10 protein-coding genes are annotated in these 13,137 nt (G+C 72.7%); 5 read left to right on the forward strand and 5 right to left on the reverse strand.

Translation table 11 applies throughout. From position 1 onward, the window contains the following. Positions 1-96: 96 nt before the first annotated feature. A complete protein-coding gene (locus ACPFP2_RS09625; RefSeq protein WP_424088137.1) occupies positions 97-1,752 on the reverse strand; it encodes a glycoside hydrolase family 10 protein in 1,656 nt (551 codons plus the stop codon). A 438-nt stretch (positions 1,753-2,190) separates the two neighbouring features. Between ACPFP2_RS09625 and ACPFP2_RS09630 the strand changes: the two genes are divergently transcribed. Next, entirely contained in the window at positions 2,191-3,423 is a 1,233-nt protein-coding gene (locus ACPFP2_RS09630) for a cellulose binding domain-containing protein (protein ID WP_424088139.1), read from the forward strand. Positions 3,424-3,583: 160 nt separating this feature from the next. Here the strand turns inward: ACPFP2_RS09630 and ACPFP2_RS09635 are convergent, their stop codons facing one another. Continuing rightward, the gene (locus ACPFP2_RS09635; protein ID WP_424088141.1) at positions 3,584-4,651 is read right to left on the reverse strand and encodes a DUF2855 family protein; all 1,068 of its coding nucleotides are present in this window, start codon (positions 4,649-4,651) and stop codon (positions 3,584-3,586) included. Positions 4,652-4,911: 260 nt separating this feature from the next. Between ACPFP2_RS09635 and ACPFP2_RS09640 the strand changes: the two genes are divergently transcribed. Next, the gene (locus ACPFP2_RS09640) at positions 4,912-5,685 is read left to right on the forward strand and encodes an alpha/beta fold hydrolase (protein ID WP_424088143.1); all 774 of its coding nucleotides are present in this window, start codon (positions 4,912-4,914) and stop codon (positions 5,683-5,685) included. Positions 5,686-5,709: 24 nt separating this feature from the next. Here ACPFP2_RS09640 and ACPFP2_RS09645 read toward each other — a convergent pair whose 3' ends face one another. Together ACPFP2_RS09645 and ACPFP2_RS09650 are read right to left on the reverse strand one after the other, a co-directional pair. After that, positions 5,710-7,086, reverse strand: a complete 1,377-nt coding sequence (locus tag ACPFP2_RS09645) for an FAD-dependent oxidoreductase (RefSeq protein WP_424088145.1) — start codon at positions 7,084-7,086, stop codon at positions 5,710-5,712. A 204-nt stretch (positions 7,087-7,290) separates the two neighbouring features. Next, positions 7,291-8,544: a family 16 glycosylhydrolase gene (locus ACPFP2_RS09650; RefSeq protein ID WP_424088147.1), complete on the reverse strand. Its 1,254-nt coding sequence runs from the start codon at positions 8,542-8,544 to the stop codon at positions 7,291-7,293. A 234-nt stretch (positions 8,545-8,778) separates the two neighbouring features. Between ACPFP2_RS09650 and ACPFP2_RS09655 the strand changes: the two genes are divergently transcribed. Continuing rightward, the gene (locus ACPFP2_RS09655) at positions 8,779-9,621 is read left to right on the forward strand and encodes a S1 family peptidase (RefSeq protein WP_424088149.1); all 843 of its coding nucleotides are present in this window, start codon (positions 8,779-8,781) and stop codon (positions 9,619-9,621) included. 301 nt (positions 9,622-9,922) lie between these two features. After that, on the forward strand, positions 9,923-11,359 hold the full coding sequence (locus ACPFP2_RS09660; protein WP_424088151.1) for a non-reducing end alpha-L-arabinofuranosidase family hydrolase: 1,437 nt from the start codon (positions 9,923-9,925) through the stop codon (positions 11,357-11,359). Between the two features lie 75 nt (positions 11,360-11,434). Here the strand turns inward: ACPFP2_RS09660 and ACPFP2_RS09665 are convergent, their stop codons facing one another. Continuing rightward, entirely contained in the window at positions 11,435-12,421 is a 987-nt protein-coding gene (locus ACPFP2_RS09665) for a LacI family DNA-binding transcriptional regulator (RefSeq protein WP_424088153.1), read from the reverse strand. Between the two features lie 208 nt (positions 12,422-12,629). Here ACPFP2_RS09665 and ACPFP2_RS09670 point away from each other — a divergent pair, with 208 nt between their 5' ends. Then, positions 12,630-12,995, forward strand: a complete 366-nt coding sequence (locus ACPFP2_RS09670) for a cellulose binding domain-containing protein (protein WP_424088155.1) — start codon at positions 12,630-12,632, stop codon at positions 12,993-12,995. Positions 12,996-13,137: the final 142 nt, after the last annotated feature.

Below are 13,137 nucleotides of genomic sequence, written 5' to 3' on the forward strand. Positions count from 1 at the left end.
GCGGTGGCGGTGCGGTGGCGGTGGCGGTGGCGGCCCGACGATCTCTCGGTCCGGATCCGGGTCGGGTGTCGCCGGCTCAGCCGTGCCGGGGGCCGCTCACGGCGCGGTGACGGGCACCGGTGCGCTGAGCGGGCCCTCGTTCCCGCTGCGGTCGAGCCCCGACACGCAGTAGGTGAGCGCACTCCCGGCCGGCGCGGTGCGGTCGACCCAACCGGTGCCGCGCGTGGTGCCCACGAGCCGGGCCGTGTCGCCGTCCACCCGGTACACGGCGAAGCTCACGGCGTCCTCCCCGCGCCAGGTCAGCGCCACCTGACCGGCGTCCGCGCGCCGCGCCTCGGTGACCGCCGGTGCGGCCGGCGGGGCTGCCGGCAGGTGCGCCATCACCGGCAGCAGCGCCGGGCCGGCGTAGTGCGCCGCGCGGTAGCGGCTGACCGCCCCGAGCCTGTCGGCGCGTACCTGTCTGGCGCTGAAGTGCACGCTCCCGCTCACCCCGTGCCGGCGGTTGAGGGCGAGTTGGCGGTCCAGCTCGCCCGGGTCGCGCCAGGCGCCACGCTCGCCCACCCGGTAGTCGGCCTGCCCGATGTAGAGCTGCACCCGGGTGCCCCGCACCGTGGCCGTCCACCACGGCAGCAGCTTGGCGTAGTCGGCCTTGCCGAACCCGATGTGCCAGTAGAGCTGCGGCACGACGTAGTCCAGCCACTGCTGCCGTACCCAGAGCCGGGTGTCGGCGTAGATGTCGTCGTAGCTCTGCAACCCGGCCGTCGCCGAGCCGGCCGGATCGGTACGCGCGTTGCGCCAGATGCCGAACGGGCTGATGCCGAACTTCACCCACGGCTTGAGCGCCTTGATCCGCTCGCTCATCTCGCGGACCAGCGTGTTCACGTTGTCTCGGCGCCAGGCGTCCTTGTCGGCGAACCCCCGGCCGTACCGGGCGAACGCGGCGTCGTCCGGGAAGTCCTGCCCGGCCTCCGGGTACGGGTAGAAGAAGTCGTCGAAGTGCACCCCGTCGACGTCGTAGCGGCGGACCGCCTCCAGCATGGAGTCCTCGACGAACGTCCGCGCCTCGGGGATGCCCGGGTTGAAGTAGAGGCGGCTGCCGGGCCGGTCGGCGCTCGGATAGGTCACCACCCAGTCGCGGTGCCGCCGCAGCGGGTGCGTCGGCGCGAGCTGGTCCAGCCGGGGGCCGGGGCCGCCCACCGTGGCCGGCTGCCCGCCCCGGTACGGGTTGAACCAGGCGTGGAACTCCAGGTTGCGGGCGTGCGCCTCGGTGATCATGAACTCCATCGGGTCCCAGCCCGGATCCCTGCCGTCGCGGTGTCCGGTCAGCCACTCCGACCACGGCGCGTACGCCGACGGCCAGAGCGCGTCCCCGCTCGGGCGCACGTGCACGAAGACGGCGTTGTGGTGGTGCCGCACGGCCAGGTCGAGCCAGCCGCGCAACTCGGTGCGCACCGTCTCGGCCGGCAGCCCGCGCCGGCTCGGCCAGTCGATGTTGTTCACCGTGGTGATCCACATGCCGCGCAGCTCGCGGGGCGACCGGGCCGGCCGGCCGGCGCAGGTGGGGGCGCCGCCCGCCGGAGCGGCGTCGGGCGTCGCCCCGGCGCGGTGGGGCGCGCCGCCGTCGCCGCCCACCCGCTCCCGCAGCGACCAGGCGCCGGCCGTGACCGCCACGGCGAGCGCGGCTGTCACCGCGACGAGGGCCTTGGTGCGACGACGGCGGACGGGCTCGGCGGACGGGTCGGCGGCGATCATCGACCCAGTCTGCCCAGTGCGGCCCGCCGGGTGAACCGTTTCGCCCGTTACTTAACGGCCGGCTAAGGCCGACCGCGCCCTCGGACTGGGCCGTCCCGTGGCCTGGACCGGACGTCACAGCGCTACCGGTCCGTTCGCCGCGCCCGGCCCCCGGGGCCCCGGCCGCCTCGGGCGACCGGGGTTGCGCACGACGACCGCCGAGCCGTCGACGCCGGCAAACCGACGGAGTTCATCGATGCATAGCGATATCCAACCCCGCCACTCTGGTCGCCGCGAGCCGTTTCGGCAAGGCGTTCGACCGGTAACGACGAGGGCCGCCAATCGCGGGTCGGGCGGCTTGCCTCCGGCACGCGATTTAGTTTGTATTCCCGTCAATCTTTTCCCTCGCCCGGCGGCCCCCGTCCCGATCACCGCCGGGCACGACGCGGAGGATCATCCATGACACCGTCCAGAACCGGCGCCCGCCTCGCCGTGGCCCTGGTCGCCACCCTGGCCACCACCGGCGGCGCCGCACTCGCCGTCACCGGCGCGCAGGCCGCCGCCAGCGGCTGCCGGGTCGACTACCAGGTCACCAACCAGTGGTCGGGCGGCTTCGGCGCGAACGTGACCGTGACCAATCTCGGCGACCCGATCAACGGCTGGACCCTGACCTGGGCCTACACCGCGGGCCAGACCGTCACCCAGGCGTGGAACGCCACCGTGACCCAGAGCGGCAGCCGGGTCGGCGCGACCAACGTCGGCTACAACGGCAGCCTGGGCACCGGCGCGGGGACCTCGTTCGGCTTCAACGGCTCCTGGGCCGGCAGCAACCCGGCGCCCACCACGTTCGCCCTCAACGGGGTGACGTGCACCGGCGCGCCGAGCACACCGGCGCCCACCACCCCGGCCCCGACCACACCGGCGCCCACGCCCACCACGCCGCCACCCACGTCGGGATGGAACCCGCCGGCCCACCTGGTCACCCCGCTCGGTCAGGTCTGGACGCACCAGGAACAGACCTACACCAACCTGTACGGGTTCCGTAACTACGGCTGGGACCAGGTGACGGCCAACCGGGGCTACCTCAACTTCTGCGTCCGGTGGGACTCCGGCGCGACCGTCACCGCCGCCCAGCGCGACCAGATCCACGCCACGCTCGCCCGGCAGTACAAGAAGTGGATGGACGTCATGGCGGGCCACAACGGCTGGCCGTACGCCGACGTGCCGGTCAGGGTGGTCGGCTGGGCGGTACGGGACCGCAGCCAGTTGCAGTGGTCGGACACCTCGGTCGACATCTACGTCAACGACATCCGCGAGAACGCCCCCCAGTGCGCCGAGCCCTGCGGGCGGTTCTTCCACCAGAACGGCCAGTACCCCGACTGCCCCGGCGGCGCCGACCGGCACTACGACCAGTCACTGTGGCTCACCGACGGATTCTCCGGCGGCGCCGGCGGTGACTGGGGCCAACGGATGGGCCGCGAGTACTTCATGGCCAACCTGAACTCCGACAACGTGCACATCCTGCTGCACGAGATCGGCCACACCTTCGGCCTGGACGACTTCTACGACTGGACCCCGAGCGGCGTCGGCGGATTCCTCATGAAGGCCGGCAGCGCCACCTCGATCACCGAGTTCGACGCCTGGATGCTGCGCGACTGGTGGCGTCACCTCAAGAGCCGCTACGGCTACTGACCGCACCGCCGGCGCCGTCGGCGTACGGTGCCATCGGCCCTCGCTCCGGCGGACGCGCCCCGGCGGCCCCGCGCACGACCTGCCGGCCGGGGGCGTCCGGACCGGAGCCGGCCGCGACGCCGCGCAGCGACGGCACGTGCTGCGCGGCGCCGCGTCGCCGTCACAGCTGGACGACGTGACCCACGCGCGGCGGGGTGCGACCCGCGAGGACCTCCCGCCACGCGGTCCGCAGTGCGTCGGGCCCGGCGCCGACACGGACGTCGAGCCATTCCCCCACCACCTCGGCGAACCGCCGCCAGGCGTCGGTGAAACGCCGGTCGAGCCCGTCGGCGCCCCAGTCCTGGCGGCGCTTGCGCATCTGTACCGGGGCGAAGAACACCTCCCCGGCGGTGTCGGCGTTCGGCACCCGACTGGTGAGCCCGACCGCGACGTCGCGTACCAGCCGGTCGCCGAGGCGCCGCCGCAGGGCGGCCCGGGTCGAGGGCGCCCCCGACAGGTCGAGATAGGCGGTCGGCACCGCGTCGAGCAGGCCGATCTCGTCGTAGGAGACCACCTCGTCGTAGCAGCCGAGCGACTGCGCGAACTCCCGGTTGCCGGGCGAGGTGAGCCCCACCAGGCGCGGACCACGGCCGTGCAGTTCGAACGCGGTGGCGTACGCGGTCTTGCTCGACGCCGAGGACAGCACCACCGACTCCGCCCGGTGGAAGTCGTTGTCGACCACCTGGTCGGCCAGCATGAAGGAGGTGAAGAACAGCGGCCTGAACAGGATCAGCAGATCCTCCTGGTCCGACCGGTAGGCCGGGTCGCCCGTGGTGGACCGGTACGCCTGGTACGGCGAGGGCAGCTCGGCCCGGTGCCCGCTCACGTCGCGGAACCCGTGCGTGTCCACCCGGCCCGGCCGCACCACCAGGTGACCGGCGGGTGGGAGGTAGCCGTAGACGCGTTGCCCCGTCGCGACCCCGGGAACCGTCGACGCGACGACCTCGGCGAAGCCCCACAGCGGCGGGAGCCCCCACTGCGGCCCGAGTCCACGGGGACCGGGCGGGAAGAACTCCCAGTACCGCATCGAGTCGCCGAGCACCGCGTAGGTCACGTTGTTGGCGGTGAGGCCGACGCGGTCCACGCGGAGCAGCGCCTCACCCTCGGACGGATCGGCCGTCGCGCCGTCGACGAGCGCCGTGCGGCCGAGGTCGTCGCGCGCCACGGCGAATGTCCAGGAAGCAGGCATGGTGTGACGCTAAGCGGCGCCGAAACCCGAGACAAGTGCACTGTGAGTGCAAAATCCCACTCCGGGCGGCACCGGCGTCCGCCGCGGGCGCACAGACCACACCCGAGCGACGACGGACCGGGCCGTCCCGGCCACGGCCGCCCTTCCGTTCGGCGCACGTGCCGACTACGGTCGATCCCACGTCGCCGGCACCCGCGTCGCCGGCTCTCACGTCGTTCACCTCGCGTCGCGGCTGCGCGGCAGTGGAAGGGGTCGCCGTCATGACGATCAGCGACAGCACCGGCTCCGCTCCGGTCGTCGTCGGTCAGGGGCCACGCAGGGTGTTGGCCCTGCACGGGTGGTTCGGGTCGGCGCAGGGCTGGGGATGGCTGCCGGAACTGGTCGACACCGAGCGTTTCACCTGGGCGTTCCTGGACTACCGCGGGTACGGCGCGCGGACCGGGGTGGCGGGTGAGCACAGCATCGCCGAGATCTCCCGCGACGCCCTGGACCTCGCCGACTCCCTCGGCTGGGACACGTTCTCGGTGGTCGGGCACTCCATGGGCGGCAGCGCCGCGCAGCGGGTGCTCGCCGACGCGCCCGGACGGGTGGAACGCCTCGTCGGCATCAGCCCGGTCCCGGCCGGCGGGGTGCCCTTCGACCTGCAGAGCTGGGCGCTGTTCGACGGCGCGGCCGCCGACCCGGACAACCGGCGCACGATCATCGACCTCACCACCGGCAACCGGCTCTCCGGTCGCTGGCTGGACGAGATGGTCCGGTTCTCCCTCGCGCACTCCACCCCGGAGGCGTTCGGCGCCTACCTCACCGCCTGGGCGCGGACCGATCTCACCGACGAGGTGAAGGGCAATCCGGTGCCGGCGCTCGCCGTCGTCGGCGAGCACGATCCGGCGCTGGGCGCCGACACGATGCGCGAGACCTGGCTGCGTCACTACCCCAACGCCCGGCTCGAGGTGCTCGCCAACGCGGGGCACTACGCGATGTACGAGACCCCGGTCCGGCTGGTCACGGTGCTGGAGGAGTTCCTCGGGCAGTGACCGCCGGTCACCGGGGACCGGCGCTCACCGTGCCCTCCGGTTGGCGCGCACCGCGCCCAGCAGCACCCCGGGTGTGGCCAGCGAGCGCGGGTGCTCCCGCATGGAGACGACCTGGTTGAACTGCCGCGCGATCGCCACGTCCGTGACGGTCGCCGTGACGATCTGCCTGCTCACCCAGCTGGACATCCGGTAGCCGCGCGGGTAGGGCCCGTCGACGTGTGGAAGCGCCAGGTCGGCGGAGGTCGACATCGACCAGGCGGCGTCGACCACCACCTTCTGCAACGCGAAGAACCGGCGCGCGGGCGCGCCGAGGTCCGCACCGGAGCGCAGGTACACCGACAGGCAGGCCGCGTGCAGGGCCGCCGCGGTCATCCCCTGCCCGTACACCGGATTGAACGACGCGACCGCGTCACCGACGCCGACCAGCCCGGCCGGCAGCCGCGTGAGGGCGTGGAAGTCCCGTCGCCGGCTGTCGGCGTGGGCGTAGGTCCGGACGTCGCCGAGCATCTCGTTGCCGGCGACCTCGCCGAACTCCGGCGGGAACTGCTCGCGCAGCCGGCGGACGAAGTCCTCGGCGGTGCGCCCGGGGCGGTTGTCCCCGTAACCGGCCATCATGGCCATCCACCGGCCGTCCTCCACCGCGAAGTACGCGGCGCCGGCAACGTCCGTGGCCGTCCTCGGAGTGTGCAGCGCCAGGACGACCGCCGGGTCCGGGTCCGTCTCGAAGCGCCGGAACAGCGCCGTGGCGTAGTTGAGGTGCACGGCCATCCGCCGGGTGACGGGCCGCTCCCAGCCGGCCTGCTCCAGCCACTCCGACAGCCTGCTCGACCGTCCCATGGCGTCGACCACCAGGTCGGCGCGCTCGATGCCGGACACCCCGCCGGTGTCACAGCGGACGCCGGTGGTCACCGTACCGTCGATCACGAGACCCGTGGCGCGGGCGGTGACCGTCTTGACGTTGGGCAGGGCCAGCACCCGCTGACGGATCAGCCCTTCCAGCAGGGGCCGACTGCCCGCCAGGCTGTCGTCGTCGTCGGGCACGACGACCTTCAGCCGGCCGTCGAGGTAGTTGCGCCGGGCGGCGGGGGGAGCCTCGACCGCCCCCTGCGCCACGGCCTGCGCGCGGAATCCGGGGAACAGCTGCTCCAACTGGTGCAGGCCGCCGGGCAGCAGCGCGTGCAGCTGCGTCCCCTGTGGCACGCCCGGCCGGACGCCGGTGACGTGCAGGTCGTCCCGGTCGATGACGACGACGCTCTCCGCGTGGTCGGACAGCACCCGGGCGGCCAGCAGCCCGGCGACACTGCCGCCGAGCACGACGGCCTTGCCCAGTACCGGGGACGCCTGGTCGGGCGGTCGCACCGCGTTCAGCGCGGCGAAGACCCGAGCCGGGGAGCGGGACATCGTGCTCTCCAAGGGGGTACGAGGTGTGGCGCCCGTCGACGACCACGCCGGCGGGACGGGCCTTCGACGATCGTCGCACAGACACCGCTCGCTGCCGGGTAGACCCGCTGGCCGCGCAGTCCTCGGGCCCTCGTCACCTTCTTCCGGCCGTCGCCGTGCCGCGGCCACCCGCCTTCCCGCGCGGGCGGCCGCGGAGCCCGGCGCTCAGTATCGGGACCACTTCTGGTTGGCCGCGCCGGTGCAGTCCCAGAGCTGGAGCTTGCCGCCGTTGTTCGGGTTCGCGTCCCGCACGTCCACGCACCGGTTGGCGCTGAGGTTGACCAGGTCGCCGGCGCCGTTGAGGGTGAAGCGTTGCACCGGGTTGCCGTTGCAGGTGACGAGGTTGACCTCGGTGCCGTTGGCGGTGCCGGCCCAGGCCGGGTCCATGCACTTGCCCATCGCCCGTACCGTGCCGTCGGCCGCGAAGGTCCAGGCCTGGGCGGCGGTGGTGTTGCAGTCCCAGATCTGCAGCTTGGCGCCGTCGACGGGGTTCGCGCCGGGGATGTCGATGCAGCGTCCACTCTGGGCGCCGCGGATGCGGGTGGTGCCGGGCGGCGGGTTGCCGCCGGGGACGTACCCGGAGACGCGGACGTAGTCGACGAGCATCTGCTGCGGGAACCGGGTCGAGGCGTCGGGGTAGCCGGGCCAGTTCCCGCCGACCGCCACGTTGAGGATCATGAAGAAGGGGTGGTCGAAGACCCAACGGTTGCCGCCGAGCCGGCCCGGGTCGACCCGGTGGTACTCGACGCCGTCGAGGTACCAGACGATGGAGTTCGGCTGCCAGTCGACCCGGTAGGTGTGGAAGCCGTCGGCGAGCGGGCTGCCGATGGTCCGGCTGCCGGTGATCCCGCCGCCGCCGGAGTAGCCGGGGCCGTGGATGGTGCCGTAGACCGTGTTCGGCTCCCGGCCGATGTTCTCCATGATGTCGATCTCTCCGGCGGCCGGCCATCCCACGCTGCCCATGTCGTTGCCGAGCATCCAGAACGCCGGCCAGATGCCCTGCCCCCGAGGGATCTTGATGCGCGCCTCGAATCGGCCGTACGCCTGGGTGAAGGTCTGGGCGGTCAGCAGCCGCGCGGAGGTGTACTCGCACCGGCCGTAGTGGCACTGGTAGTTGGCCGGGTTCTCCCGCCGGGCCGTGATGACGAGGTTGCCCTGGCCGTCGTGCACCGCGTTGCTGGTGCTGCTGGTGTAGTACTGCCGCTCGTTGTTGCCCCAGCCGCTGCCGCCGATGTCGAACCGCCACCGGCTCTGGTTGACCGGTGTGCCCGCCGGTTCGTTGAACTCGTCCTGCCAGGTGAGCCCGCCGATGTCCGCCTCGGCGGGTCGGGGCGGGGTCCACCAGACGAGCGCCACGGAGATCGCGACCGCGAGCGCGGTGACGATCGCCCAGGCGCGGCGGGCGCGGGTCGGAACCATGGCTACCTCCTCGGCGACGGACGCCCTCCCCGACCGTCCACAGCTGACAGCCGACCCAGAGAGCGCTCTCAGGGAAGTCTGTCGACTTGTTCATCTACTGTCAACACTCTTTGCAGTTTCGCCGCCCGCCTCGGTGGGCCCTTCGCGGGACCGACGTCCAGTGGTGCTTGAATCCGTGGCGCGGAGGGCGGATGCTGGCATATACATCGACGTTCAACGATCGCAGGTGAGGGCATGCGTCGTCTTCCGCCCGTCGTCCTCGCACTCGCCCTGCTGCTCCCGGCCACCCCGGCGGCCGCGCACGACGGCGTCACCGCCGCACCCGGCTCGCACACCCTGGACGAGGTGCGTACGGCCGGCACCGCATGGGGCCTCGACCCGGCCACCGGCCGGACCGTCCTCACCGTCGACGAGTCGGTCACCGGGACCCAGGCCCGCGCGCTGCGCGCGGTCGCCGAGCGGGCCGGGGCGACGGTGCGCCGGGAACCCGGGCGTCTGCGCCTGCTCATCGCCGGCGGACAGGCCATCTACGGCGCCGGCGCCCGGTGCTCCCTCGGCGTCAACGTCCGCAGCGGTGGCACCTACTACTTCATCACCGCCGGGCACTGCACCCGCGTCGCCGCCACCTGGTACGCCAACAGCAGCCAGACCGCTGTGCTCGGCAGCCGTACCGGCAGCAGCTTCCCCGGCAACGACTACGGCATCGTGCGCTACAGCGGCACGGTCAGCCACCCCAGCGCGGTGTACACCTACCCGGGGACGGTCACGATCAACGGCGCCGGCACCGCGTACGTCGGCCAGGCCGTGTGCCGCAGCGGCGCCACCACCGGCGTGCGGTGCGGCTCGGTGACCGGGCTGAACCAGACCGTGAACTACGCCGAGGGCAGCGTCTCCGGGCTCATCCGCACCAACATCTGCGCCGAACCCGGAGACAGCGGCGGACCGCTCTACTCCCCGGCGACCGGCACCGTCCTCGGCATCCTGTCCGGCGGCAGCGGCACCTGCGCCACCGGCGGGACGACCTACTACCAGCCCGTCACCGAGGCACTGGCCGCGTACGGGGCCACCGTCCCGTAGACCGGCGACCCGTCCACACCACTTGAGCATGTTATCGATAACATGCTATTTTTCCCGGCAGGAGCGAAGGGCACGCTCCGAAGGATCACCGGTCACGCAGCGGGCGCCGGATCGTCGGCGCGGCCGTCGTCGGTGACCCGGTCCGGGCCAGGCAGGTCAGTCACCGCGCCGCCCCGACGACCTCGCCACCAGCCGGTCATCGGCAGCACGTGGCCCCTTCCCCGGCAGCGGATCGCGCCGGGCGGCGTCACGTCGACGTCGCCACCCGATCCCGGCGTCCCCACCACCGAGGAGGACCAAGATGCCCACCACCTGGAGAGCGAAGGCCACCCTGTTCGTGGCCGCCACCGGCCTGGTCGCCGCCGCCGGCGCCGCCAGCCTGCCCGCACACGCCGCCACCACCGGCTGCGCGGTCAACTATTCCGTGTCGTCGCAGTGGCAGGGCGGCTTCGGCGCCAACGTCACCGTCACCAACCTCGGCGACCCGATCAACAGTTGGACGCTGACCTGGTCGTACGGCGCGGGACAGCAGGTCACCCAGGCGTGGAACGCCACCGTCACGCAGAGCGGAGCCCAGGTGACCGCGAGGAACGTCAACTACAACCCCGGCATCGCCACCAACGGCACCGTGTCGTTCGGTTTCAACGGATCCTGGGCGGGCAGCAACCCGACCCCGACCGGCTTCACCCTCAACGGCACCCTCTGCACCGGCGGCACGACCACCCCGCCGCCGAGCACGCCACCGCCCACCACGCCACCGCCGAGCACGCCACCGCCCACCGGCAGCCTGCCGAGCAGTTTCCGGTGGAGTTCCAGCGGTTCGCTGATCGGCCCGAAGGCCGACGGTCGGGGCATCGCCGGGATCAAGGACCCGTCGGTGGTGTACCACGACGGGCGGTACCACGTGTTCGCCAGCACGGCGAAGTCGTCGGGCTACAACCTGGTGTACCTGAACTTCACCGACTGGTCGCAGGCCAGCTCGGCCACCTTCCACTACCTCGACCAGTCCCCGATCGGCGCCGGTTACCGGGCCGCGCCGGAGGTCTTCTACTTCGCCCCCCACAAGCTGTGGTACCTGGTCTACCAGACCGGCAACGCGTCCTACTCGACCAACCCCGACATCGGCAACCCGAACGGGTGGAGCGCGCCGAAGCACTTCTACAGCGGCATGCCGGAGATCATCCGTCAGAACATCGGCAACGGCTACTGGGTCGACATGTGGGTGATCTGCGACAGCGTCAACTGCCACCTGTTCTCCTCCGACGACAACGGCCACCTCTACCGGTCCCAGACCAGCGTGGCGAACTTCCCCAACGGGATGAGCCAGCCGGTCATCGCCATGCAGGACGCCGACCGCAACCGCCTGTTCGAGGCCGCCAACGTCTACAAGGTCGCCGGCAGCGACACCTGGCTGCTGATCCACGAGGCGATCGGCAGTGACGGCCGCCGCTGGTTCCGCTCCTGGACGGCGGGCAACATCGCCGGGCCGTGGCGGGCGCTGGCCGACACCGAGGCCAACCCCTTCGCCCGGGCCAACAACGTCACCTTCCCCGCCGGCGCCTGGACCCGCGACATCAGCCACGGGGAGATGATCCGGACCCAGACCGACCAGACCCTCACCATCAGCCCGTGCACCATGCGCTACGTCTACCAGGGCCTGGACCCGAACGCCGGTGGCGACTACAACAGCCTGCCCTGGCGCCTCGGGCTGCTCACCCAGACCAACTCGACCTGCTGAACACAGCCGACGATGTCCCGCGGCGGGCGGGCGGAGGCTCGTCCGCCGCGGGGTGGCCGGGGGACGCCGGGCAGGTCAGCGTGGTGGCGCGGCGACGCTGTCCCGGGCCACCAGGGTCGGCGCGATGGTCCGCCGCAGCCCGCCGCCCGGGTCGCCCTCGATCTGGGCCAGCAGCATGTCGAGGCTCGCCCGGGCCACCGCGGCGAAATCCGGCCGTACGGTGGTCAACGGCGGGATGAAGTAGGCGGCCTCCGGCACGTCGTCGAAGCCCACCACGCTGATCTCGTCGGGCACCCGCCGGCCGTACTCGTGCAGCGCCCGCAGCACACCGAGCGCGAGGTGGTCGTTGGCGGTGAAGACCGCCGTGACCTCCGGCATCCGGGCCAGCATCTGCCCGCACCGGTAACCGGACGCCGCGGACCAGTCCGCCGGCACCGGCTGCGGCAACTCCGCCCCGGCCTCCCGCAACGCCTCCCGCCACCCCTGGATACGACCGGCGCTGTCGAACCAGTCGGAGGGCCCGGACACGTGCCAGACCGTCCGGTGACCGGCGTCGAGCAGGTGTCGGGTGGCCTCCCGGGCGCCGGCGACCTGGTCGACGGTGACCAGCGGCACCGACCCACCCGGGTCTCCGTCGACGGTCACCAGCGGGACGTCCTTCGGGAGGCGTTCCAGCGCCTCGCCGGCCGACTCCACCGGTGCGATCACCACGAGACCGGCGACCCCGTGGGCCAGGTGCCGCTCCACCACCGCCGAGACCGACCGGTGGTCGAGATCGCGCACGCTGCCCACACTCACGGCGAAGCCCGCCTCGGCGGCGACCTGCTCCAGGGCGGCGAGCAGCGACGCCGGCCCGTACAGGGTGGTGTTCTGCGCGACGACGCCGATCACCTGGGAACGGCCGGTGACCAACGCACGGGCCGCCCGGTTGGGCCGGTAGCCCAGCTCGGCGATGGCGGCCTCGACGCGCAGTCGGGTCTGCTCCCGGACGTAGGGGTGCCCGTTGAGCACCCGCGACACCGTCTGGTGGGAGACGCCGGCAAGACGGGCCACATCCGTCATCGCTGGACCCCGCACCGCCATCCCACTCCCCCCGCCTGCCGGCCGCCCTGGCCCGCCGGGACGAGGGACACCGATGCCCGATCGCCTCGCGGCATCGGCACCGGTGCGCGCCTCAGCGGGCGTAGAGCGCTGGAGCCAACACTCTACGCCAGCGCCCGACCCTGCAGCCGGGAGGCCGCCCGGCGCACGATCGAGTCGGGCAGCGCCGGTGTCCCGATCTTCCGCGGCATCCCCGGCGAGTCCGCCGCCCACCACGCCGCCGTCGACCACCCCACCGGCCAGCGGCAGCTGCTCGGCGTCGGCGTCGATCAACCAGTGGACGGGTGGCTTCGTCGCCACCGTACGGGTCGCCGCCGGCTCCTCGCCGGTCAACGGCTGGACGGTCGCCATGACCCTGCCGTCGGGCGCCGCCGTCACCAACACCTGGAACGCCACCGCCGGCGGGAGCACCGGCACCGTGCAGTTCACCAACGTCGGTCACCACGGCGTCCTCGCCGCCGGCCGGTCGACCGAGTTCGGCTTCCAGAGCACCGGCACCGGCACGGGGATGACTTCCACCTGCGCGGCCAGGTAGGCGCCGGGGATCGTCCGGAAGGGCCCGGTGTGCAGACGTGTGCCTCCCACCGGGCCTTCGCGAGCGAGCCGGACGACCGCTCGCCGGCAGTCCACCCTCGCCCGCCGCCGCGCTGCCCGCAGGCCGGCCTGCAACACGCTCG

Origin of the sequence: Micromonospora citrea (assembly GCF_049629545.1) — a bacterium.
Lineage (GTDB): Bacteria > Actinomycetota > Actinomycetes > Mycobacteriales > Micromonosporaceae > Micromonospora > Micromonospora citrea_A.